General features: G+C 44.8%; 17 protein-coding genes. 14 read left to right on the top strand and 3 right to left on the bottom strand.

Translation table 11 applies throughout. The features are described from left to right. Window positions 1–14 precede the first annotated feature (14 nt). Window positions 15–1,283 (top strand): phosphoribosylamine--glycine ligase, encoded by a 1,269-nt coding sequence (gene purD / locus AC4CV5_RS16885; RefSeq protein ID WP_490923346.1) that lies wholly within the window; start codon window positions 15–17, stop codon window positions 1,281–1,283. Window positions 1,284–1,321: 38 nt separating this feature from the next. Here the strand turns inward: purD and AC4CV5_RS16880 are convergent, their stop codons facing one another. Next, a complete protein-coding gene (locus AC4CV5_RS16880) occupies window positions 1,322–1,744 on the bottom strand; it encodes an Lrp/AsnC family transcriptional regulator (protein ID WP_222143718.1) in 423 nt (140 codons plus the stop codon). 139 nt (window positions 1,745–1,883) lie between these two features. Between AC4CV5_RS16880 and AC4CV5_RS16875 the strand changes: the two genes are divergently transcribed. Continuing rightward, the gene (locus tag AC4CV5_RS16875; RefSeq protein ID WP_490923407.1) at window positions 1,884–3,158 is read left to right on the top strand and encodes an APC family permease; all 1,275 of its coding nucleotides are present in this window, start codon (window positions 1,884–1,886) and stop codon (window positions 3,156–3,158) included. 14 nt (window positions 3,159–3,172) lie between these two features. On the opposite strand, the gene AC4CV5_RS16870 is transcribed toward AC4CV5_RS16875, so the two are convergent. Next, complete coding sequence (locus AC4CV5_RS16870) at window positions 3,173–3,406, bottom strand: YgaP family membrane protein (RefSeq protein WP_166854026.1); 234 nt, start codon at window positions 3,404–3,406, stop codon at window positions 3,173–3,175. 129 nt (window positions 3,407–3,535) lie between these two features. On the opposite strand from AC4CV5_RS16870, the gene AC4CV5_RS16865 reads away from it, so the two are divergent. The 3 genes from AC4CV5_RS16865 to AC4CV5_RS16855 are packed head-to-tail and all read left to right on the top strand — an operon-like array spanning window position 3,536 to window position 6,617. Further along, window positions 3,536–5,278, top strand: a complete 1,743-nt coding sequence (locus AC4CV5_RS16865; RefSeq protein ID WP_166854025.1) for an adenine deaminase — start codon at window positions 3,536–3,538, stop codon at window positions 5,276–5,278. 26 nt (window positions 5,279–5,304) lie between these two features. Continuing rightward, on the top strand, window positions 5,305–6,300 hold the full coding sequence (locus AC4CV5_RS16860) for a DUF3048 domain-containing protein (protein WP_490923343.1): 996 nt from the start codon (window positions 5,305–5,307) through the stop codon (window positions 6,298–6,300). A gap of 2 nt (window positions 6,301–6,302) precedes the next feature. Further along, window positions 6,303–6,617 (top strand): YerC/YecD family TrpR-related protein, encoded by a 315-nt coding sequence (locus tag AC4CV5_RS16855; RefSeq protein WP_003219429.1) that lies wholly within the window; start codon window positions 6,303–6,305, stop codon window positions 6,615–6,617. Between the two features lie 37 nt (window positions 6,618–6,654). Here AC4CV5_RS16855 and AC4CV5_RS16850 read toward each other — a convergent pair whose 3' ends face one another. Further along, window positions 6,655–8,232, bottom strand: a complete 1,578-nt coding sequence (locus tag AC4CV5_RS16850; protein ID WP_490923340.1) for an FMN-binding glutamate synthase family protein — start codon at window positions 8,230–8,232, stop codon at window positions 6,655–6,657. Window positions 8,233–8,476: 244 nt separating this feature from the next. On the opposite strand from AC4CV5_RS16850, the gene pcrB reads away from it, so the two are divergent. The 9 genes from pcrB to AC4CV5_RS16805 all read left to right on the top strand — a co-directional run bounded on the left by pcrB (window position 8,477) and on the right by AC4CV5_RS16805 (window position 23,750). After that, entirely contained in the window at window positions 8,477–9,163 is a 687-nt protein-coding gene (gene pcrB, locus AC4CV5_RS16845; RefSeq protein WP_166854022.1) for a heptaprenylglyceryl phosphate synthase, read from the top strand. A 61-nt stretch (window positions 9,164–9,224) separates the two neighbouring features. Further along, window positions 9,225–11,444 (top strand): DNA helicase PcrA, encoded by a 2,220-nt coding sequence (gene pcrA / locus AC4CV5_RS16840; RefSeq protein ID WP_326222507.1) that lies wholly within the window; start codon window positions 9,225–9,227, stop codon window positions 11,442–11,444. Window positions 11,445–11,467: 23 nt separating this feature from the next. Next, window positions 11,468–13,474, top strand: a complete 2,007-nt coding sequence (ligA, locus tag AC4CV5_RS16835) for an NAD-dependent DNA ligase LigA (protein ID WP_166854020.1) — start codon at window positions 11,468–11,470, stop codon at window positions 13,472–13,474. Between the two features lie 15 nt (window positions 13,475–13,489). Continuing rightward, the gene (locus AC4CV5_RS16830; protein WP_222143724.1) at window positions 13,490–14,680 is read left to right on the top strand and encodes a CamS family sex pheromone protein; all 1,191 of its coding nucleotides are present in this window, start codon (window positions 13,490–13,492) and stop codon (window positions 14,678–14,680) included. Window positions 14,681–14,805: 125 nt separating this feature from the next. Then, on the top strand, window positions 14,806–15,999 hold the full coding sequence (locus tag AC4CV5_RS16825) for an MFS transporter (protein ID WP_490923336.1): 1,194 nt from the start codon (window positions 14,806–14,808) through the stop codon (window positions 15,997–15,999). Between the two features lie 81 nt (window positions 16,000–16,080). After that, window positions 16,081–20,577: an amino acid adenylation domain-containing protein gene (locus tag AC4CV5_RS16820; RefSeq protein WP_490923333.1), complete on the top strand. Its 4,497-nt coding sequence runs from the start codon at window positions 16,081–16,083 to the stop codon at window positions 20,575–20,577. Next, window positions 20,574–22,079 carry a serine hydrolase domain-containing protein gene (locus AC4CV5_RS16815; RefSeq protein WP_248602508.1) on the top strand — a complete coding sequence of 502 codons (1,506 nt, stop codon included), beginning with the start codon at window positions 20,574–20,576 and terminating at the stop codon, window positions 22,077–22,079. Before AC4CV5_RS16820 ends, AC4CV5_RS16815 begins: the two co-directional genes overlap by 4 nt. Beyond that, a complete protein-coding gene (locus tag AC4CV5_RS16810; protein WP_490923330.1) occupies window positions 22,069–23,052 on the top strand; it encodes a cysteine peptidase family C39 domain-containing protein in 984 nt (327 codons plus the stop codon). The genes AC4CV5_RS16815 and AC4CV5_RS16810 overlap by 11 nt, the downstream gene beginning before the upstream one ends. Continuing rightward, complete coding sequence (locus AC4CV5_RS16805) at window positions 23,049–23,750, top strand: thioesterase II family protein (RefSeq protein WP_166854014.1); 702 nt, start codon at window positions 23,049–23,051, stop codon at window positions 23,748–23,750. Before AC4CV5_RS16810 ends, AC4CV5_RS16805 begins: the two co-directional genes overlap by 4 nt. Window position 23,751: the final 1 nt, after the last annotated feature.

The following is a 23,751-nucleotide window of genomic DNA, read 5'->3' as shown; positions in this document are numbered from 1 at the left end:
GGGATGAAAACGACGTGAATGTATTCATTATCGGTAAAGGCGGAAGAGAACATACACTGGCATGGAAGGTGAAGCAAAGCAGCCTCGTTGATACGGTATTTGCCGCTCCTGGAAATGACGGCATGGCAGCTTCCGCACAGCTTGTAAACATTGAGGAAAGCGACCATGCCGGGCTTGTCTCGTTTGCAAAAGAAAATCAGATCGGCCTGACCATCGTCGGCCCTGAGGTTCCTTTAATTGAAGGTCTGGTGGATGAATTCGAAAAAGCAGGTCTGCGTGTGTTCGGTCCGTCAAAAGCCGCTGCCATCATCGAAGGAAGCAAACAGTTCGCTAAGGATTTAATGAAGAAATACGATATTCCGACAGCAGAATACAACACGTTTACATCCTTTGAAGAGGCAAAGGCATATGTGCAGGAAAAAGGCGCTCCGATTGTCATAAAAGCAGATGGACTTGCGGCTGGAAAAGGCGTTACAGTTGCTATGACAGAGGAAGAAGCGATTGCATGTCTGCATGATTTTCTAGAGGATGAAAAATTCGGTGATGCGAGCGCGTCTGTTGTCATTGAAGAATTCCTTTCCGGCGAAGAGTTTTCTCTTATGGCATTCGTCAAAGGAGAAAAGGTGTATCCAATGGTAATTGCACAGGATCACAAGCGGGCGTTTGACGGAGACAAAGGCCCAAATACGGGCGGAATGGGCGCTTACTCTCCAGTTCCGCAAATTTCGGAAGAAACCGTCCGCCATGCTGTAGAAACAATCGTCAAGCCCGCCGCAAAAGCAATGGTACAAGAAGGGCGTTCCTTCACTGGCGTTTTGTACGCGGGATTGATGCTCACTGAAACCGGCTCGAAGGTCATCGAATTTAATGCCCGCTTTGGCGATCCGGAAACACAGGTCGTGCTTCCGCGCATGGAATCTGATCTGGTACAGGTGCTTCTTGATCTTTTGGATGATAAGGAAGTCGACTTAAGATGGAAGGATACCGCGGCGGTAAGTGTGGTGCTTGCTTCAGAAGGATACCCGGAAAGCTATGCAAAAGGCACGCCGATCGGCAGCCTTGCAGCGGAAACTGACCAGGTTGTGGTCTTCCATGCCGGAACGAAAGCAAAGCGCGGAGAGTTCGTCACAAATGGCGGCCGCGTCGCCAATGTGACAGCTTTTGATGAAACGTTTGAAGCGGCGAGAGACCGAGTGTACAAAGCTGTTGATGAGATCATCAAGCCTGGACTCTTTTTCAGAAAAGACATTGGGGCACGCGCTTTAAAGGCTGCACAAAAATAAAGTGAAGAAAACCCGCAGATTGAGCTGCGGGTTTTTTGTTATACAAAAGCCGGGTGCTGAGCAGAAGAAGAAAGTACAACCAGCGTGGTCGGTTTTCCGTGGGCCATCGAAGCGTCAATAAAATCTTCGAGTGTATGTACCGATTCTGTCACCACTTTTGTCACATAGCTGTACATCCCTGTAATGCGGTGGTTTTCTGCCACATCCGGGTGCGCTGCTGCAAAGGCGGCGTAGTGTTTGCAGCTTTTTGGCTCCATCAGGATAAAAGCCGTAACATGCTTGTTTAGTTTTTCGTAACAGATATTCGCGCTGTAGCCAGTAATCACTCCTTTGTCTTCCAACTTCCTGACACGTTCCGCCGCGCTTGGCGAGCTGAGTCCGACAAGCTTTCCCAGTTCAACCATCGTTAATCGGCCATTTCGCTGCAAATGTGAGAGAATCTGAAGGTCTGTATCGTCCATTTGTCCGGCTCCTTTACATGTTTAAGCGAATTTGTGAAAATTCCTTTTATCATAAGGTGATGCTGTTGATTTAACTTAATTGTAGCATATGGATGCCGTCTTATTTTTCCTATAATAAAGCCATCAACGGAGAGGAGGCATCATGCCTGAATTGCAGCGTTCGATCACTTGGATACAAGGGACGGCATTAACGATTGGGGCCGTTTTAGGCTGCGGGATATTAATCCTGCCGTCTGTCACCGCTGACGCAGCCGGTCCCGTTTCTTTATTTGTTTGGGTGTTCATGTCTTTCTTATCTTTTCTTCTAGTCGGCACACTGGCCCGGCTTGTGAAAATAGCGCCCAGCGCGGGAGGAATTACGGCTTACGTGCAGCTGGCTTTTCATAAAAAAGATGGAGCGGTTTTAGGCTGGATCATGTTAGGATCCGTTCCAATCGGCGTTCCCGTCATCGCTTTGACTGGCGTGCATTACGTCAGTTATGTCACAGAAGCTTCGGATTGGCAGATTACTTTGATTGCATGCTGTATGCTGGCTGTCTCCATTTTGCTTCATATGAGAGGCATTCAATTATCTGCGAACATCAGTACACTCGTCATTTGTATCATCGTATTTCTGCTTGTCACTTCTGTTGCCGTGTCATTGCCTCACGTTAAAGCAGCAGAATTCAAACCGTTACTTCCGCATGGCTGGTCTGCCGCGGGATCTGTTTCAGTTATGATTTTTTTCTCTTTTGTAGGCTGGGAAATGATTACCCCACTGGCTGAGGAATTTCATCGTCCTGAAAAAGATGTTCCAATCAGCTTGTTCTTGGGAGCGGCTTGCGTGGCAGGGCTGTATATCATGCTGTCATTTGTGACGGTGGGGACTCATTCATATGGAGAGAATGGAGAAATCGCATCGCTTGCCATGCTCATATCAAAAGGAGCCGGGGAAAGCGGAGTATATGTAACGGTATGTTTAGCACTGTTTATTACATTCGCCACCATTCATGCCAATATTGCGGGTTTTTCCAGAATGGTATACGCATTGGCGAGAGAGGGACACATCCCCTTATATTTCGGGAAACTTAGTGAGACAAAACATACGCCTATCCGTGTATTAACAGCGCTTGCTGCAGTGTTTGGCTTAGTGCTTGGGGCATATGGCTTGTTTCAAATCGATTTGACAACTCTGTTAAAAGGGCCGAGTGCGGTATTCATCGCCTCTTACATATGTACAATGGCGGCAGCGCTGAAACTGCTGAGCTGGAGAGATTCAGGCTGGTGGATGGCGCTCGGGTCGTTTGCGGCGTGCGCAGTGATTTACTCATTCAGCGGCTGGGCACTTCTTTATCCGGCAGCACTGGCAGCTGCAGGGTATCTCTATATGAAGACAAAGAAATGTCATGAGAAAAAGCTTGATCACGTTTTGTGATCAAGCTTTTTTGTTTATCTGTTTTGATGCTCCTGTTCGTTATTCCCGGAAGCGCCGTTTTGAAACATGTAGGTCACAGGGCAGAAGCGCAAAATTCCCGAACCTGCTTTCAAGGCCCCCATAAAGATGTAAAAGAGGTGCATTCTGCACCAAGGCTTTTTCGTAAACTTTGCGCTGGCGGCTGACATAATCGTCAGTCCGCAGGCGATTCTGAAGACGGCATTGATGAGATTGATGTTTGGCTTCATGGAAATCCGCTCCTTCTTACTTAAAAAAGTTTTTTAATTGAACCTTCAAAAATTTGTAACGTTTTTACCGTGCGTGATGAGGAAGGATGTGATAACATGAGTCTAATACATGTAAAGGAGAGTATGTGAATGTCCGAACGCACCTTTAACTGGAAAAACAAAGACATCAGGGCACAGGTTGATGTTGTAGACTCAAAGCTGCTTCCAACGCTCCTTTTACGGAATGCTCTCGTCTTAAATCCATATGTAAAACAATGGCTGAAAAAAAACATTTGGATTTATCAGGACCGCATTGTTTATGTGGGTCATGAACTTCCGAATAGAGCCGAAGAAATTCATACGATTGATTGTGAAGGAAAATACATTGTGCCAGGGTATATCGAACCGCACGCACATCCTTTTCAAATATATAATCCCCAAACGCTGGCGGAATATGTGTCTCAATACGGAACAACGACATTTGTGAATGATAACTTGTTTTTGCTTTTACAAAGCGGAAAAAAGAAAGCGCTTACCATTTTAAATGAACTCAAAAAGCAGCCTGTTCAATACTTTTGGTGGTCACGCTATGACCTTCAGACCGAGGTTCTGAACGAGGATCACGTCCTTCCGTTTGACGTCAGAAAACAGTGGATTGAACATCCGGATGTGATTCAAGGCGGAGAAATGACCGGATGGCCTCGTTTGGTAGATGGTGATGATTTAATGCTTCACTGCATGCAAGCTACAAAGAAGCAGCGGAAACGCATTGAAGGGCATTTTCCCGGCGCTTCAGATAAAACGCTTACAAAGATGAAACTGTTCGGAGCGGATTGTGATCATGAAGCGATGACAGGTGATGAAGTGATGAGAAGGCTGGAACTGGGCTACTATGTTTCCCTCCGAAATTCTTCCATTCGTCCTGATGTAAGAAAAATCTTGCAGGAGTTGCATGAGAAGGGTTTCCGCTATTATGACCATTTCTTTTACACGACAGACGGCGCGACGCCGAATTTCTATAAAGGCGGCATGACAAACGAGCTGATCCGGGTCGCGTTAGAAGAAGGAGTTCCGGCAATCGATGCCTACAATATGGCATCATTTAATATCGCAAAGTATTACCAAATGGATGATTATTTAGGAGTGGTCGGACCGGGAAGACTGGCATCGCTGAATATACTTGAAGATCCGTTAAACCCGAATCCCGTGACCGTTCTGTCAAAAGGAATCATCCTTCGTGAAGACGGCCATGATTTGAAGGCGTTTACAAAGACGGGCTGGAGCAAAGGCGGTCTTGTCCCGCTTGAGCTTTCATATAATATGACGATGGATGATTTGCAGTTTTCCATGCCGATGGGCGTGAAAATGCGGAATGCGGTCATTATGGAGCCGTATATGATTGAGATCGACAATTCGATGGAACAGCTCTCGTTTGACCATGATGAAAGTTATTTGACGATGCTTGACAGACATGGGAAATGGCGTGTCAATACGATGATAAAAGGCTTTGCCTCAAGCGTGCAGGGATTTGTGAGCTCCTTTACGACGACAGGCGATATTGTCGCGATCGGAAAAAATAAAGCGGATATGCTGCTCGCTTTCGCCCGCATGAAAGAGATCGGGGGAGGAATCGTCCTTGCGGAAAACGGGAACATTCTGCATGAAATTCCGCTTGCGCTGTGCGGCTGTGCCTCTTCGGAAGCGTATGAAGATGTGCTTGAGAAGGAACAAAAGCTGAGAGATCTTTTGACTGAAAGAGGCTACGAGTTTTGTGATCCCGTCTATACGCTGCTCTTTTTGCAAAGTACGCACCTTCCGTATATACGCATTACGCCGAGAGGAATCTTCGACGTCATGAAAAAAACTGTACTCTTTCCATCGATAATGCGTTAAAATATAAAAGAGCGGGGAGCCGACACATGAAAAAATGGATGTCAGTTTGCATACTGTGTTTCGTATTTTTTCTGCTGGTATCCTGTCAGCAGAAGGAAGCTGTCCCGGATGCTGAAAAGAAGCTGAAAGCTCCTTTGACGGGACTGGAGACTGAACAGAAGGTGATTGAACGCCGGCCTGTTGCTGTTGTGGTGAACAATCACCCGAAGGCGAGGCCGCAGTCAGGGCTGTCTAAAGCCGACATTGTCATAGAAGCGCTAGCCGAAGGGCAAATTACAAGATTTCTGGCCGTTTTTCAAAGCCAGATGCCTGAAACTGTCGGACCTGTGCGGAGCGCGCGGGAATATTTCGTCACTCTCAGCAATGGCTTTGACAGCATATTTGTCCATCACGGCTGGAGTCCCGGCGCCAAAGAGCAGCTGGAATCCGGAGCTGCCGATTATATTAACGGATTGGATTTTGACGGAAGCTTATTTTGGAGAGCTGATTTCAGCAAACCGCCCCACAATTCCTACACGTCTTATGATTACATAAAAAAGGCGGCGGAACAAAAGGGATATGAGCTGAAGCGGGAAACAGATCCGCTGCTGTTTCAAACATCAGAAGCAAAACCTGCAAATGAATCTTACAATGTTCGGGTAGATTATGGAACAAAGAACGTTACAAATCTTGTCGAATATAACTATGATAAAAAAGCTGAATCTTATACAAGAAGCTCTGATGGTGTCATAACGACAGACCGGGAAACCGGAAAGCCGGTTGCAATGCAAAATATTTTCATTGTTGAAGCCAGCCATCATACTATTGATCAAGATGGAAGGCGGGACATCGACCTGGAATCAGGGGGAAAAGGTCTGTTGTTTCAGCACGGAAACGTTATTGAAACAGACTGGAAACAAGTAGACGGCAGAATTGTGCCGGTAAAAGACGGCAAATGGCTTCCGTTTGTTCCAGGAAAGACTTGGATTAATATCGTGCCTGATCTCGATGCGGCTTCCATTAGTAAAGGAGAAGGTGTGTAACGATGCAAATCGATAAATTACGCGGCAAAGAGCTGGACCAGTTATTTAACTCGATCTTATCGCTGAAAGACCTGGAGGAATGTTACCGGTTCTTCGATGATCTTTGCACAATTAACGAAATTCAATCGCTGGCTCAGCGCCTTGAAGTAGCGCGCATGCTTCGCGAAGGTAACACGTATCATAAGATTGAAACAGAAACAGGCGCTTCCACAGCTACGATTTCCCGTGTGAAACGCTGCTTAAATTACGGAAATGACGCATATGAAATGGCGCTTGACCGTGTGAAGGAAACTGAAACAGAGTCTTCTTCAAAATAACAAAAAACCGCCCTGCCGTTCGGCAAGGGCGGTTTCTTTATGAAACAAATTGGTGGATCAGTTTGTCGATGTCGACGATGCTGCCGTCCTCTTTTCGATAGACAACATGCTCCTTGGAAAAGTAGACCGGCGAATTGATCCCGGCTGCGGCTGCGAGGTTAAACAGTCCCTCGCGCAGTGAAATGACATAGTTGCAGATACGATGCTGTTTTTCCTCAACACTCAGTGCTTTTTGCAGTTTTGGATCTGTTGTTGCCACACCTGCCGGACAAGTGTTGGTGTGGCACACGAGAGCGCGGATGCAGCCGACCGAAAACATCATGCCCCGTGCAATGTTGACAAAGTCAGCGCCGAGAGCTAAAGCGACTGCAATTTTGTCAGGAGTCAGGAGCTTTCCTGAAGCAAAGATTTTCAGATGGTTGCGCAAGCCGTACTGTCTAAGCAGCGTATCAACAATAGGCAGTGCTGTCATAATCGGAAGGCCGACAGTGTCAGCGAGCTCATAAAAGGAAGCGCCGGTACCGCCTTCACTCCCGTCGATCGTGATAAAATCCGGATGCTGTCCGCTTTTCTGCATATAGGCGAAAAGCTCGTGCAACTCGTCAGGATGGCCTGCGACAAGTTTGATTCCGACTGGCTTCTGCCCGACATCTCTAAGTTTCTCGATAAAGTCGAGCATTTCGGGAGCGCTTGAAAATTCATGAAAGCGGTTCGGGCTGTCAATGGATTTCCCGGGTTCTACATTCCGGATGTCTGCCACTTCTTCTGATACCTTGGCGCCATCCACATGGCCGCCGCGGGTTTTCGCTCCTTGCGCCAGCTTTAGTTCAAACGCTTTAATTTGGTCAAGCCTGCTTTTTCTTTTAAACTCTTCCCATGAAAATTCTCCGTTTCTTTTGCGTACGCCAAAAAGACCGGGCCCGATTTGGCAAATGATATCGGCACCGCCTTTTAAGTGATACTCAGATAATCCTCCTTCACCGGTATTCATCCAAGTGCCGCCTGCCTGATGAAGCCCTTTTGAGAGCGCCGTAATCGCCCGTTCTCCAAGGGAACCGTAGCTCATGGCAGACTGGCCGACTAATCCCTTCACATAAAAAGGCTTCTCGCATGTATGCTCGCCGATCACCTGCACATCATCAGGGTGGAGAAAATACGGATCGGCCTTCACGTGTTCGGCGTGTTCCTTCCGTTTGAACAGATTGTCAGCATCGAGTTGATAGATTTGGGTTTCAATCTTAGGCGTTTGGTTTACATGCATTTCCTCTTTTAGTTTTGGGAAAAGGGCGTTACGAATATAAAAACCAGGTTTATCAAAATCTCTTACAGATCCAAAGCCCATCATTCTGCTTTTATATTTGCCCGAGATGACGGTTTGTTCATATTCCTTTCGGGAAAAGGGCTGCTCCTCATTGTCATTGCTGTATAAATACTGCCTGAGCTCCGGCCCGATTTTTTCAAGGATATATCGAAACCTTCCGATGACGGGATAGTTACGGAGAATCGAATGCTCCTCCTGTTTTTCATCCTTTATGTAGATCCATACAAACAAAACGATGGGGATGGCGATAATCCCAATAATAAACGCGATGAGTGCAATAATGATGGATTCCATGTGTCAGCCTCCCTTTTTATGTATCCATTTCCACAGTTGAGCACTTTCCAAACAATAACAGAAAGGAATCTCTTGCCTAGAGCTTGAACTATTGAAGGCTTTCTGGAGCTCTCTTTTTTATGAAAAAAGAATCAAAACACCTTTTTCAGTGAATAACGAGATTAACGGCTTTTTCCGTTTTTCCGCGCTATGTGAATTTGTTATAATGTTTAAATGGTAACAAACGAATGGAGGAACGTATGACGTGTACGATGTAACAGAGTGGAAGCATGTCTTTAAACTCGATCCAAATAAAGATTTGCCTGACGAACAGCTGGAGATTCTTTGTGAATCAGGAACGGATGCGGTCATTATCGGGGGAAGCGATGGTGTGACAGAGGACAATGTCCTGCGGATGATGTCTAAGGTGAGACGGTTTTTGGTACCGTGCGTCCTTGAGGTGTCAGCGATTGAAGCAATCGTTCCCGGCTTTGATTTATATTTTATTCCGAGTGTATTAAACAGCAAAAACGCGGACTGGATTGTCGGAATGCACCAGAAAGCCATGAAGGAATACGGAGAACTGATGTCTATGGAAGAAATCGTGGCGGAAGGCTACTGCATCGCTAATCCGGATTGCAAAGCCGCAGCATTGACTGAAGCGAATGCCGATCTGACTATTGACGATATTGTTGCCTATGCGCGCGTGTCTGAGCTGCTGCATCTTCCCATTTTTTATTTGGAATATAGCGGCGTGCTTGGAGACATAGAAGCCGTGAAGAAAACGAAGGCTGTATTGGAAACGTCCACCTTGTTTTACGGCGGCGGCATCAAGGATGCGGAAACGGCAAAGCAGTATGCTGAGCATGCGGACGTGGTTGTTGTTGGAAATGCGGTGTACGAAGATTTTGACCAGGCTTTGAAAACAGTAGCGGCTGTGAAAGGCGAGTAGTAAATTGTACGGATTTGGTTTATGATAGAACATATGTTTTGTATAGGCGGGTGAACAAATTTTGAATTATATTAGCAATCAATTACTAAGCGGATTAAACCCCGTTCAGCAAGAAGCTGTCAAAACAACGGACGGGCCACTCTTGCTGATGGCGGGTGCGGGAAGCGGAAAAACGCGTGTCCTGACACACAGAATCGCTTATTTAATGGCGGAAAAACATGTGGCGCCATGGAACATTCTGGCGATCACATTTACAAATAAAGCAGCACGCGAAATGAAAGAACGTGTTGAAAGCATTCTCGGACCGGGCGCGGACGATATCTGGATTTCAACATTCCACAGCATGTGCGTGCGGATCTTGCGCAGAGATATCGACCGGATCGGGATTAACCGCAATTTCTCCATCCTTGATACGGCAGACCAGCTTTCAGTCATCAAGGGGATTTTGAAGGAGCGCAATCTAGATCCGAAGAAGTTTGACCCAAGAAGCATCCTCGGCACGATCAGCAGTGCGAAAAACGAATTGACCGAACCGGAAGAATTCTCTAAAGTTGCCGGCGGCTACTACGATCAGGTGGTCAGCGATGTATATGCTGATTATCAGAAGAAGCTTTTGAAAAACCAGTCGCTCGATTTCGATGATTTAATTATGACAACGATTAAACTGTTTGACCGTGTGCCGGAAGTGCTTGAATTTTATCAGCGCAAATTCCAGTATATCCACGTCGATGAGTATCAAGATACGAACAGAGCACAATACATGCTCGTTAAGCAGCTTGCAGAGCGTTTCCAGAACCTTTGCGTGGTCGGGGACTCTGATCAGTCGATCTACAGATGGCGCGGCGCGGATATCGCCAACATCCTTTCTTTTGAAAAAGATTATCCGAACGCCAGTGTGATTTTGCTTGAACAAAATTACCGTTCAACGAAACGGATTTTGCGCGCAGCTAACGAGGTCATCAAAAACAACTCAAACCGCAAACCGAAAAATTTGTGGACGGAAAACGATGAAGGCATCAAAATTTCTTATTACCGCGGAGATAATGAGTTCGGCGAAGGGCAGTTTGTGGCCGGTAAAATCCATCAGCTTCACAGCTCAGGCAAGAGGAAGCTTTCGGATATCGCCATTTTGTACCGGACAAACGCACAGTCCCGTGTGATTGAGGAAACGCTTCTCAAAGCAGGCTTGAACTATAACATTGTCGGCGGCACAAAGTTCTATGACAGAAAAGAAATTAAAGACATTCTCGCGTACCTGCGCCTCGTATCCAATCCGGATGACGATATCAGTTTCACGCGCATTGTCAATGTGCCGAAACGCGGAGTCGGCGCGACATCACTTGAAAAAATCGCTTCATATGCGGCGATGAACGGCTTGTCATTTTTCCAAGCGATTCAGCAGGTTGATTTTATCGGCGTCAGCGCCAAGGCAGCCAACGCTCTCGACAGCTTCAGGCAGATGATTGAAAACCTGACCAATATGCAGGACTACTTATCCATTACAGAGCTGACAGAAGAAATTCTTGATAAGACGGAATACAGAGAAATGCTGAAGGCTGAAAAATCAATTGAAGCTCAAAGCCGTTTAGAAAACATCGACGAGTTCCTGTCTGTTACGAAAAACTTTGAACAGAAAAGTGAAGATAAGACACTTGTTGCGTTTCTGACAGATTTGGCGCTGATTGCAGATATCGATCAGCTCGATCAGAAAGAGGAAGAGTCAGGCGGCAAGGATGCGATTACCCTGATGACACTGCACGCCGCAAAAGGGCTGGAGTTCCCGGTTGTTTTCTTGATGGGGCTTGAAGAAGGCGTCTTCCCGCATAGCCGTTCATTAATGGAGGAAGCGGAAATGGAAGAAGAACGCCGCCTTGCTTACGTTGGGATTACAAGGGCGGAGCAAGAGCTTTATCTGACCAATGCCAAAATGCGCACTTTGTTTGGCCGGACAAATATGAATCCGGAATCTCGCTTTATTGCTGAAATACCGGATGATTTATTGGAAAACCTAAATGAGAAAAAAGAAACGAGAGCACCGTCTGCGAGAAAAATGCAGCCGAGACGCGGCCCTGTTTCACGTCCGGTATCCTACGCCAGCAAAACAGGCGGCGATACCTTAAACTGGGCAGTCGGAGATAAGGCGGGCCATAAAAAATGGGGAACAGGAACTGTCGTCAGCGTGAAAGGCGAAGGAGAAGGGACGGAGCTTGATATTGCCTTCCCGAGCCCTGTCGGCGTGAAACGCCTGTTAGCAGCATTTGCTCCTATTGAAAAGCAGTAATTGAAGAGGAAAGGAAGAAGCAGATGGACAAAGAAACAGCGAAGCAGCGGGCAGACGAACTGCGCCGCACCATCAACAAGTATAGCTATGAATATTACACCTTAGATGAACCGAGCGTCCCTGATGCCGAATACGACAGATTGATGCAGGAGCTGATAGCGATCGAGGAGGAGCATCCAGACCTCAGAACGCCGGACTCTCCTACGCAGCGTGTCGGCGGAGCCGTGCTTGAAGCGTTTCAGAAAGTTACCCACGGCACGCCGATGCTCAGTCTGGGCAACGCCTTTAATGCCGATGATCTTCGTGATTTCGACCGCCGGGTGCGCCAGGCAGTCGGCGACGATGTGGCATATAATGTGGAGCTGAAAATAGACGGTCTTGCTGTTTCTCTCCGTTATGAAGACGGCTATTTTGTCAGAGGGGCCACAAGGGGTGACGGAACGACGGGAGAGGATATTACGGAGAATCTGAAGACGATCCGCAACATTCCGCTCAAAATGAAACGTGATCTGTCGATCGAAGTGCGCGGCGAGGCATATATGCCAAAACGTTCGTTTGAAGCGCTCAACGAGGAACGGATCAAAAACGAAGAAGAACCGTTCGCCAATCCGCGAAATGCCGCCGCAGGATCACTCAGACAGCTCGATCCGAAAATTGCAGCGAAACGAAACCTCGATATCTTCGTCTACAGTATAGCGGAGCTTGACGAGATGGGTGTGGAGACGCAAAGCCAGGGACTTGATTTTCTTGACGAAATCGGATTTAAAACAAACCAGGAACGAAAAAAATGCGACAGCATAGAAGAAGTTATTGCACTGATCGATGAGTTTCAGGGGAAGCGTGCTGACCTCCCGTATGAAATTGATGGCATCGTGATTAAAGTTGATTCCCTTGATCAGCAGGAGGAGCTTGGTTTTACGGCGAAAAGCCCGCGTTGGGCCATCGCGTATAAATTTCCTGCAGAAGAGGTCGTGACAAAGCTTCTCGATATCGAATTAAATGTCGGCAGAACGGGTGTGATTACGCCGACCGCGATTCTTGAGCCGGTAAAAGTTGCCGGCACAACGGTCTCAAGAGCATCCCTTCATAACGAAGATTTAATTAAAGAGAAGGACATTCGGATCTTGGATAAGGTCGTCATCAAAAAAGCGGGCGATATCATTCCTGAAGTCGTGAACGTCCTCGTTGAACAGCGCACAGGAGAAGAAAAGGAATTCAGCATGCCCACGGAATGCCCTGAATGCGGGAGCGAACTCGTCCGCATCGAAGGAGAAGTGGCGCTTCGCTGCATTAACCCTGAATGTCCGGCGCAAATCCGGGAAGGGCTGATCCATTTCGTTTCCCGCAATGCCATGAACATTGACGGACTTGGCGAACGAGTCATCACACAGCTGTTTGAGGAGAACCTTGTCCGCAATGTGGCGGATTTATATAAGCTGACGAAGGAACAGGTCATCCAGCTCGAGCGTATGGGAGAAAAATCTACTGAAAACCTGATCAGCTCCATCCAAAAATCAAAAGAAAATTCGTTAGAGCGCCTGCTGTTCGGACTCGGCATCCGCTTTATCGGTTCAAAGGCCGCAAAGACGCTTGCCATGCATTTTGAAAGCTTGGAGAACCTGAAAAAAGCTTCAGAAGAGGAGCTTCTCGCGATTGATGAAATCGGTGAAAAAATGGCTGACGCGGTCATCACTTATTTTCATAAAGAAGAAATGCTTGATCTCTTGAATGAACTTCAGGAGTTGGGTGTAAACACACTATACAAAGGCCCGAAAAAAGTAAAAGCAGAGGACAGCGATTCTTACTTTGCCGGTAAAACAATTGTTCTGACAGGAAAGCTGGAAGAACTGTCAAGAAACGATGCCAAAGCGCAAATCGAAGCGCTCGGCGGAAAGCTGACTGGAAGCGTCAGCAAAAACACAGATTTGGTCATCGCCGGAGAAGCGGCGGGAAGTAAACTGACAAAAGCACAAGAGCTGAACATTGAAGTGTGGAATGAAGAACAGTTAATGGGAGAGCTAAAGAAATAAGAGGAGTGTTTTCTATTGAAAAAGACGTTGGCAATGGCGGCAACGGCGGCAGTGTTAATGCTGTCTGCCTGCTCGTCAGGTTTTGGGGGGGATAAGGAGGAAGAGATCACGCAAAAGACGGCGAAATCGTCAGAAAAAGCGATTGTCCCGAAATATAATATCTCTGACTCCTATTACAAAATGGTGCTGCCCTTTAAGGCAGGAAAAGCGCGCGGCTTAACAACGGAACAGCTGAATACAAGACTTGACATCGATGAGTTTGAAACAGGGCTGATGCGTCTTGCCCAAGATTCTTTCTCGACTGACGATTATCTGTTCCAAGAAGGGCAATATTTAGATGAAGATACAGTATTAAGCTGGCTGGCACGGAAAAAAACTGGCTCTGATCTGAAAAAAGCCCAAAAAGAAGATAAAAACTTCAAAAATGAAGGCTTGAACCCAGCACTTCCGAGCTCCGGTTCAACAGAAGAAAAGAACGAAAGCAGCCCGGTTTATTTAGCATCTATGCTGGAGCACGATTATTTAGTCAGAAAAGACAAGAATTCCATCCAGCTTGGCGGCGTGATGATCGGACTGGCATTAAACTCCGTATATTACTATCGTGAAAAAACAGGCGACCCTCAGAAAGAAGTGGAGATTAAGGACAGCACGCTTCGCGAGCAGGGAGAAAAAATCGCACAAGAGGTCATTAACCGCCTCCGTAAAAAAGATAACCTGAAGAATGTGCCGATCACCGTCGCGCTCTACAAGCAGGCGTCAAAAACATCGATTGTGCCGGGGAACTTCATCGCCAAAACGGAAGTCAAAGCAGGCTCCACTGATATCTCAAATTGGGATGACATAAATGAAAAATATGTATTTTATCCGGCAGATACAACGACAGCAGAAAAATACCCGGATGACACCGAGGTCTTTAAGCGGTTCAAAAACTCAATTGAAGAATATTTCCCGAACTACACAGGCGTTGTCGGTACAGCGCTGTATGAAAATAATGAAATGACGAAAATGAAGATCGACATTCCAATGCAATTCTACGGAAAAAGCGAAGTTGTCGCGTTTACCCAGTTCTTAACGGGTGAAGTGATGGACTACTACTCCAAGAGCTCAGTCGATGTCGAAGTCAATATCACATCCTCAGACGGACAGGAAGCGGTCATTATCCGCAATGCCGGAGATAAAGAGCCGACTGTTCACATTTATGACTAATATTGGATGACCCCTTGTGCCGCTGCGGTGCAGGGGTTTTTTTGCGTTTTTTTGAAGGTTAAGCAGCATTGGAGAGGGTATTTATTTATGTTATGATGTTCTAAAAATAGAAAAGGGTTGAAATTATGAAAAATAAATCCTTTTATTTCATATGGGCGGGCCAGTCAATTGCTAATTTAGGAGATTCTTTATACGTGCTGGTACTGACCCTGTTTACGTATCAAGTCACAGAGTCGGCCTTTTTGGCTTCGCTGGTAGCCATGATGCAGTTCGTGGGTCAGTCATTAAGCGCAGTATTTATACCGGTTTTTATTCATAAATACAGATTAAAGCACATTTTGATTTTTTTACAGTTAACGCAAACCATTCTGTTATCTTTGTTGCTTCTCATATTTATGATAGATTTTAAATCTATTTTTATTTTTTTCTTTATTGTATTTTTAATGTCGCTGTTAGATGGTGGAACTATTCCGGTCAGAAATTCAATGATTCCCCGTTTTGTTCCAAAATCCATGTTGTTGAAAGCAAACAGCCTGGTGCTGACCTCTGATCAAATCGTGCTCCTGCTCGGATGGCTGCTCGGCGGTATTTTGATCAAATGGCTCGGGCCGCAACTGCTTCTATTGTTGACTTTTGCGCTTTATGGCACCTCTACAGTATCTTTATTTTTTGTCAAGGATGCGGGAAAAGGAGATGCCGAAAAGGAAGAAAATGAGTCCTTTATGGATAAAATTTCCTCAGGATGGAAAGCAATTTATCAAATGCCTGTTATCAGAATGCTGACTGTTCTTGAGCTTTTATCCATGTTTGGCAGAAGTATTTGGACAGGAGCCATTATCCTTGTTTATGTCGATGAAGTGCTGCATCAAAACGAAACATGGTGGGGGTTTATTAACGCAAGCTATTTCGCCGGCACCATTACAGGCGGTTTAATCGTTTGGAAACTTTCAAAAATAATGAATGGAAAACTGTTCTCGATGATTTTATGGACATCACTTGCCATCGGCGCTTGCACACTATGCCTTGCGCTTAACAAGTATGCGTTGGCATCGCTGCTTTTTGTCTTTATTTTAGGACCTTCATTTCAGCTCCGGGGAATTGCGATCAGAACTTATGTACAGGAGAGCATAAACGAAACTTTGCTTCCGAAAATACTGTCGGCTCAGCATACAATAAGTACATTTGTATACGGCGCATCGATCTTAATTATGAGCAGCCTTACAGATTGGCTGGGTGTTCAATATGTATTTTTCTTGAATTTTATTATTTTTACCGTTTCAGCGCTTTTATCTTTAAAACTAAAAAATGAACAAATATAGACAATGTTTTATAAATATTTACAAAATATTTGTTGTGTGTTTAAATTGGTGATGTAAAATACTACTTGTAAAGAGGTGGATATGTTGAATGGTAACTTGAATTTATTTCCTCTTTCTCATCATCAAAAAAGGATATTAAATATCGAAAATTTATACCCAGAAACAGCTATTAATCATATTGGCGGCCTTATCCAAATCAATGGAAAGCTTCATCTTGAGACGTTAAAAAAAGCCATTCAGCATTGCATCAGACAGACAGAGTCCCTCAGAATACGGCTCATGAAGCAGGAAGGATCAGTTCTTCAATACATAGACGAAAAAGCGCAGGCCCGTGTGCCATCAGCCGATTTTACTTCAACAGACCATCCATATGAAAGAATGCTAGATTGGGCCGAACGGGAATTTAAAATACCTTTCTCTTTATATGATGGCGCGCTTGTTCAATTTTATGTTTTCCAAACAGATGAAGCAACCTGCGGGTATTTAATCAAATGCCATCATATTGTTGCTGACGGCTGGTCTATGAAAATCATCATTGATAAGATTAAGGATCTGTACATGCTTCTGGCAAATGGAAAACTGCCTGAAGAAGGCGGTGACGACTATTTGGTTCTCATAGAAAAAGAGAAAAAATACCTTTCTTCGCCACGATATCAAAAAGATGCCGCATTTTGGAAAGAGGAATTTTCTCATTTGCCGGACAGCTTCTTGTCAAAAAGTTCAGCGAACATTGCTGGAAAACGCAAACGATTTAAACTTGACCAAGAACATTCTGCTGCTGTTTATGAATTTATTCAAAAGCAAGGCTCTTCGTTAAACGCATTGTTTACCGCATCGCTGTTTTGGTATTTAAGCAAAGCAACTGGAGAGAATGATTTCATTATCGGCACGCCGGTACTAAACAGGTCTGGAAAGAAGGAAAAAAGCACGGCGGGGATGACTGTCAGTACGATGCCGTTCAGAAAGAAAACAGACCTGGACCAACGTTTCTCAGACTTTTTAAAAGAAGTCAATTCAGACTACCTGAAATACTTTCTCCACCAACGGTACCCCTATGACGAACTGATAAAGGAATTACAGCTGGCAAAACAGGGATACGATCAGCTCTTCCAAATGTATATCAATTCATACAACACCGATCTTGCTTCTGATATAGATGGATGCCATGTCGAATATGATGAATTATATAACGGATCACAGCCTTATTCCCTTCAAATTGCAGTTAAAGAATGGGACGAAGGCGGAGCAATAGAATTACAGTTCGACTACAAGGTTGCGGATTACAGCGAAGCGGAAATTCAGCAATTGAAAGACCGTTTACTCCGCCTGATTTTATTGCTTATCGAGGATCCAGACATTCAATTCAGACATTTGTCTATATTAACTGAACAAGAAAAAAGGGACGAGATATTTAAGTGGAATCAGACGCAGGCCGACTATCCGAAAGAGCAGACAATCAATCAATTAATTCAAGCAACGGCCTTGCAGCATCCGTTTCGCACAGCGATAGAGGATGGCGAGAGACATGTTTCTTATCAAGAACTGGATGAGCGCTCCAACCAAATTGCTCGCTGCCTTATACATAAAGGAATAAGCCGCGGTGATTTTGTTGCCGTGAGCATGAAACACTCACCGGAGTTGATTGCTGTTTTACTGGGCATTTTAAAAGCAGGCGGTGCTTATGTGCCGATCGACCCCGAGTATCCCGCGGAACGAATCAAGTATATTTTAGAAAATAGTGAAGCGGCGTTTTTTATTACAGACCCTCTTTTTAAAATAGACTGCCGTTTGCCAAGGCATGTAAAACAAATCAGTATTGACTGCACCATGTTTAATGATTTAGATACGGGACAGTTAGACATCAGGAACGATCCTTCCGACATCGCATATATGATTTACACTTCTGGATCAACAGGGCAGCCGAAAGGCGTGATGATCGAACATCAAAGCCTTGTGAACTACATTACATCAGCCTCTCAGAATTATACTTCTTCCCAAGAGGACAGCTTTGCGCTGTACTCATCCATAGCTTTTGATTTAACCGTTACATCCATTTACACCCCATTAGTGACAGGAAATAAGATTGTCATTTACAGACAAGAAGATATCCCGGAATTTATACTGCATCAAATCGTAAAAGAAATGAAAACAGCTGTCATCAAGCTGACACCAGCGCATTTAGCGTTGCTGAAAGACGCAAACTTAAAAGATTCCTCTATAAAAAGAATGATCGTTGGCGGAGAGCAGCTGTCTGTTTCTTTAGCACGCCAAATAACAGAAGCATCAGATCACCGCATCGAAATCTTTAATGAATACGGGCCGACAGAAGCGACCGTTGGGTGTATGATCCACAAATATGACCGAGAACAGGATCAGCAAGCTTCGGTTCCAATTGGGGTTCCGCTGCAGAATACAGAAATTTATTTATTAGATGAACAGCTGCAGCCGGTATTGCCGGGAACTCAAGGTGAAATGTATATATCAGGCGATAATGTCGCCAGAGGATATTGGAAGCGTCCGGATTTGCAAACCGAGCGTTTTCTGGATAACCCTTTCATGAAGGGCAGAAAAATGTATAAGACAGGCGATCTGGCGAAAAGAACGAATAATGGATTGCTTGAATATGCAGGGCGTAAAGACCATCAAATCAAATTGAAAGGCTACCGTATAGAACTGGGAGAAATTGAATTAGCCCTGCTTTCTCTCGAGGAAATAGAAGAAGCGGTTGTCATTGATTTTGGTGATTCACAGGGCAGAAAGCAATTGGCGGCATATGTAGTGAGCTCTGCACCTACGCCAGTGCTGGAGCTTAGGAAAAAGCTTTCTGGCAAAGTGCCCGTTTTCATGGTGCCGGCCTACTTTATCAAGATGGATCGAATTCCGCTTACGCAAAATGGAAAAACAAACAAGGAAGCGCTTCCTGATCCTTTACTGTATCAAGAACAGACAAATTACGGATTGTTAAATGAAGAGCAGAAGGTTGCAGAGGCGGTACTTTTGGAAACCGCGAAGGAGATTCTCGGCCAGACTGACATTTGCCCAGGGGATCATTTTTATCAGCTTGGCGGAGATTCTATCAAAGCCATTCAATTCGTTTCGAAAATGAAAGAAAAAGGTCTTTTTATCAAGACGCAGGATATTATGACTTATCCCGTATTTAGAGAACTTGTCAGTGCTGTGACTAGCAAACAATCGCCTGCAATTTCTCAACAACAAGCAGAAGGCAGAGTGATGGGCACACCGATTACCCAATGGTTCTGGTCTTTGGATTTAAAGTGCGCTCATTTCTGGCATCAATCGGTTATGCTAACTGCTGAAAAAGAGGTTCACCTTGAAGATGTAAAGGCGGTTCTGTCTCTTTTAATCAATCATCACGACAGCTTGCGAATGAATGTAGAAAAAGAAACGAATGCCTTGGTCTATCACAATACAAATATCGAACCTTATATCGAATACTGGGATCTGTCTAATGTTTCCGAGGAAGAGCAAACCAAACAAATAGCGGTGATCGGGCAGGAAATGAGAGAAAGCACGGACTTATACAATGGAGTGCTTTTTAAAACCGGTGTAATCAAAGCAAACGAAAAAACGCATTTGTTATTTACAGCCCATCACCTGATCGCGGACGGTGTATCATGGCAAATCCTGATTGATGATTTTCTTGCTCTTTTACATTCAATAGATAGGAAGGAAGAAAAGAGACTGCCTTTAAAGACACATTCTTATCAGGAATTTTCAAATTCGATCCATGAATACGCTTATTCGCGTGAGGCGGAAGAAGAATGCAGCTATTGGAATGAAAAAGTGAAAAAGATTGAGCCGCTCTATGGGATTTGTCCGGAAAATTCCAAAGTTGAAAATAGCATAAAACTGAAACGGTCTTTGAGCAGCCAGATGACTCAAAAACTGCTCAGTGAAGCAAATGAGGCGTATCAAACCCAAACAAATGATTTGCTTATCACTGCGTTAATCCGGGCTTGCCATCATTGCACAGGCAAAGAGGTTATTTCTTTGGAATTGGAAGGTCACGGAAGAGAGCCATTAAAGGAAGACTTAGATTTTTCAAGAACGTTTGGGTGGTTTACAGCAATGTATCCCGCCGTGTTTCAGGCAGAGGCTGATCTGCCGGCGCAAATCCGTTCAGTGAAAGAAAACCTGCGGAATATCCCCAATAAGGGTATTGGCTACGGCGCTCTCACCTATTTGAGTAAACGAATACCGGATCACAGGAAGCCTGAGCTACGCTTTAATTATCTGGGAGAAGTTGACCGTTTTTTAGCTGACAAATCAGAATACCGCATGACTTATTTGAATTCAGGCGCCGAGTCATCACCTGAAAATGATCTGACAGTCAGTCTTGATTTGACAGCGGGAATCTATGACGGACAGCTAACGTTGGATGTAATTTGCAGTGATCTTTATCAGACAGAGGATATGGAACAGCTTTTAGATGAATTTTTTGTACAGCTGAAGGAGCTGACTGAACATTGCTGTAAACAAGAGTCTGTTGAATATACGCCATCAGATTTCGAAACTGCCTCATTATCTATTGAAGAATTGGATTCCTTGTTCAAATGATGAGAAACGTATGGCTGATTTTATGTCTTTGTATCCTGTCAATTCAAATCTGGGGTGGCGGACAGGCAAGCGCTCAGACGCCAGTTGATAAGCGCATTGACGCTCTGATCGAAAAGCAGATGAAAGAAAGCGGAATACCGGGGATCTCAGTGACAGTGGTAAAAGGAAATGATGTGGTATACGAAAGGGGGTTTGGTTATGCCGGCGAAAGGCATAGCCGCCCTGTAACCGCCTCGACATTGTTTGAGATGGGCTCAACCTCTAAAGCGTTTACTGCACTGGGTGTGCTTAAGCTTGTACGTTCGGGGGCAATCAATCTAAATGACCCTGTCAGCCGGTATATCAGCGGATTTTATACAGTTTACAACGGAAAGAAAACAGATATCACTATTCATCAGCTGCTGCATCATACAAGCGGAATTCCTTTTTTATCGATAGCGGATATCAAAGTTGATTCAAAGGAAGATGCCTTGGAGAAAACGGCGAAAGGATTAAAGGGAGTTGAACTTAGTCATAAGCCGGGAAGCACATTTGAATATGCCACAATCAATTATGATGTGCTGGGATATATCATTGAACAGGCATCAGGCCAGCCTTACGAGCAATATATGGCTGAGCACGTTTTTAAGCAGTTAGATATGTCAAACACGTATGCTGGGCGACACGCTGGTCATGCCGGCGATGTATCATCAGGTTTTAAAATCGGATTTTTAAAGGCCAGAGCCTATAAAGCGCCTGAGTATAGGGGGAACACGCCTGCCGGATATATTATCACGAACGCAGAGGATGTATCCAAATGGCTTCGATTTCAGCTGAATCACAGCGACGGTGATATAGGCCGCTTGATTGAGCAGAGCCACCTGCCTGATAAAAGCGTAAAAACCGAAGAGCCGGGTGTGTATTATGGTGCGGGATGGTCAATTTTTGAAAAAAAGGGAAGAGTCAAAGAAATGTTCCATGCCGGCTCCAACCCTAACTTTTCTTCGTTTATTATCATCAGTCCTGACGATAAAGCGGCTGTAGGGGTTTTGGCCAATATGAACAGCGCTTACCCTGAGAAAATCGCTCGTTCTGTTTTACAAGTGATTGCCGATCCAAATCAAAAACAGGACGGTTCTGTCACTGATCCGTTCCAGGTCATTGATAAAGCTGCGGCTGCCATGCTGGTTTTATTCAGTTTATTGCTTATTGTTCTGCTGTGGAGAATTTTTATTTTTCTAAAAAGCGTTAAAGCGAAAAATGTTCCCGTTCAGCAGCGAACAAGAAGAAAGGCGCTGCTTTGGGGGATTTTGCTGGCAGCCGGAATAGTGGCGCCTAAGCTCATTTCAATCTTCGCCTTTAATGGCTTGCCTTGGAGCATGATATTTATTTGGGGACCCGGTTCTCTTCTTTATTTGGCGGCGGTTTATTATATGCTGCTCCTTGCCTCCTGTATATTCGGTTTAACCGCTTGTTTTTTCAATCACCGTGCCGCAAGAAGGAGTGAGACGCATGAAATGTGAAACATCCATCCCTGGTATTCAGCCGTTTAACGACCTATTTTATCGCAGCTGTTTTTTTAACTGTTATTTTTCAGTGGTTCGCTCGTTTCAGCAAGAAATCTATCCTTATCTTTTAAATGACATATATTCGTATCAATTGGATGAAGACGGTTATCCAATGATTGATCGGACTGAAGTTTATGATCCTGAGTATGTCATGAATCAGCAGGGAATAAGCGCGGATAAGCAATCGGTGAGCAGCAGTCTCATAGATGATGTGAAACGGGATGTTCTTAAAAATAAACCTGTCATCATTTGGTTGGATACATATGCGCAGCCTTATAGACAGGAATATATGTCTAAGCATAGCCGGAACAGCATACTGATTTATGGCTTTCATGACGTAGATCAGACTGTTCTTGCCATTGAAAACCGTTATCCCGATAACTTGTCATATGAAGCCAGAAATATTTCATATCATCATTTGGCCAAAGCCTATCAAGGCTTTCACAGTTATTTTCAGCCTCCTGCCGCTTTTCATTCTTATGCCTCCTTTTCTTATGATCCGGACAGGGATCGCTCAGGGCAAAGCATTTTCAAGGATGCGGCTGCCTTCTTTGTTCATAACATCACCGAGCATGTAGATCGGATGTTATCCGGTTTGGCGTCCTTCAGCCGGTTTACTGAGCAATTTCACAGCATAAGAGACAGCGAAAAGCTCCTTCATTCATTTAATGGAATTTTAAATGTGAAAAAAACAGAGCAATACCGCTTCGCATTTCTCCCGGCGTTTGAACAGCTTGCCGCTGTGACGTCTGACATTATTGATGAGTTAGAAGCAGCGCGGCATCTTGCGGCTAAGCTTTATTTTTCGGAAGGATCTTCTTCAGGTTATGAAGACCGGATCAAAGATTCACTGAAAAAAGTGCTGGAGCTTGAAGCAGCCTATATTGAATGCCTGAAGGATATTGGTAAAGAGGAGAGGGTCAAATGATCAAATTATTCTGTCTGCCGTATGCCGGGGGTTCGAGCACCATCTTCAGCGGGTGGAAAAGGTTTCTTGATGCGTCAGTTGAACTGGTGGCCTTAGAGCTTCCGGGACATGGAACAAGAATGTCTGAGCCATTGCTGAATCATGCAGGATCCGTGACGGAAGATCTTTTTGCGCAAGCAAAATCCCATTTGGGTGATTCGGATTATGCCATTTTTGGACACAGCATGGGATCGCTGCTTGCATACGAATTGCAAAAGAAATTAACCATGGAAAATAAACAGCCGATCCATATGTTCTTTTCCGGGCGTTTCCCGCCTCATATCCCGGAAAAGAAAGTGCTTCATCAGCTTTCAAATTCCGCTTTAAAACAAGCGATTATTGAGATGGGGGGTGTACCGGAAGAATTCAGCAAAAATGAGCAGGTGCTTGACTTTTTCCTTCCTATATTAAGAGCTGACTTTGAGTTGCTGGAAACATACAGGAATACAGCTGTTGCTCCTTTATCCTGCGATATTTCGGTTTTTTATGGAAAACGTGATCTGCCGTCAGTGCTGTTTGATTTATCCGATTGGAATCAGTACACCGATCAGACATGCAGATTTTACGAATTTGAAGGAGATCATTTTTTCATTAATCAGAAGACAGAAGAAGTGACAGCTAAAATCAATCATATTTTGAATCAGACAGGAGTGGTGTGAA

It is taken from the genome of Bacillus sp. NS1 (assembly GCF_058248265.1).
Note: the sequence above shows the minus strand (reverse complement) of the source record. Positions and strands in the feature narration are given on the sequence as shown.

Excerpts from the sequence above, each read along its gene's own strand:
- AC4CV5_RS16880 (WP_222143718.1), bottom strand. The coding sequence starts at position 1,744 with ATGGACGATACAGACCTTCAGATTCTCTCACATTTGCAGCGAAATGGC.
- AC4CV5_RS16870 (WP_166854026.1), bottom strand. The coding sequence starts at position 3,406 with ATGAAGCCAAACATCAATCTCATCAATGCCGTCTTCAGAATCGCCTGC.
- AC4CV5_RS16865 (WP_166854025.1), top strand. The coding sequence starts at position 3,536 with ATGTCCGAACGCACCTTTAACTGGAAAAACAAAGACATCAGGGCACAG.
- AC4CV5_RS16860 (WP_490923343.1), top strand. The coding sequence starts at position 5,305 with ATGAAAAAATGGATGTCAGTTTGCATACTGTGTTTCGTATTTTTTCTG.
- AC4CV5_RS16855 (WP_003219429.1), top strand. The coding sequence starts at position 6,303 with ATGCAAATCGATAAATTACGCGGCAAAGAGCTGGACCAGTTATTTAAC.
- AC4CV5_RS16850 (WP_490923340.1), bottom strand. The coding sequence starts at position 8,232 with ATGGAATCCATCATTATTGCACTCATCGCGTTTATTATTGGGATTATC.
- ligA (WP_166854020.1), top strand. The coding sequence starts at position 11,468 with ATGGACAAAGAAACAGCGAAGCAGCGGGCAGACGAACTGCGCCGCACC.
- AC4CV5_RS16825 (WP_490923336.1), top strand. The coding sequence starts at position 14,806 with ATGAAAAATAAATCCTTTTATTTCATATGGGCGGGCCAGTCAATTGCT.
- AC4CV5_RS16820 (WP_490923333.1), top strand. The coding sequence starts at position 16,081 with ATGTTGAATGGTAACTTGAATTTATTTCCTCTTTCTCATCATCAAAAA.
- AC4CV5_RS16815 (WP_248602508.1), top strand. The coding sequence starts at position 20,574 with ATGATGAGAAACGTATGGCTGATTTTATGTCTTTGTATCCTGTCAATT.
- AC4CV5_RS16810 (WP_490923330.1), top strand. The coding sequence starts at position 22,069 with ATGAAATGTGAAACATCCATCCCTGGTATTCAGCCGTTTAACGACCTA.
- AC4CV5_RS16805 (WP_166854014.1), top strand. The coding sequence starts at position 23,049 with ATGATCAAATTATTCTGTCTGCCGTATGCCGGGGGTTCGAGCACCATC.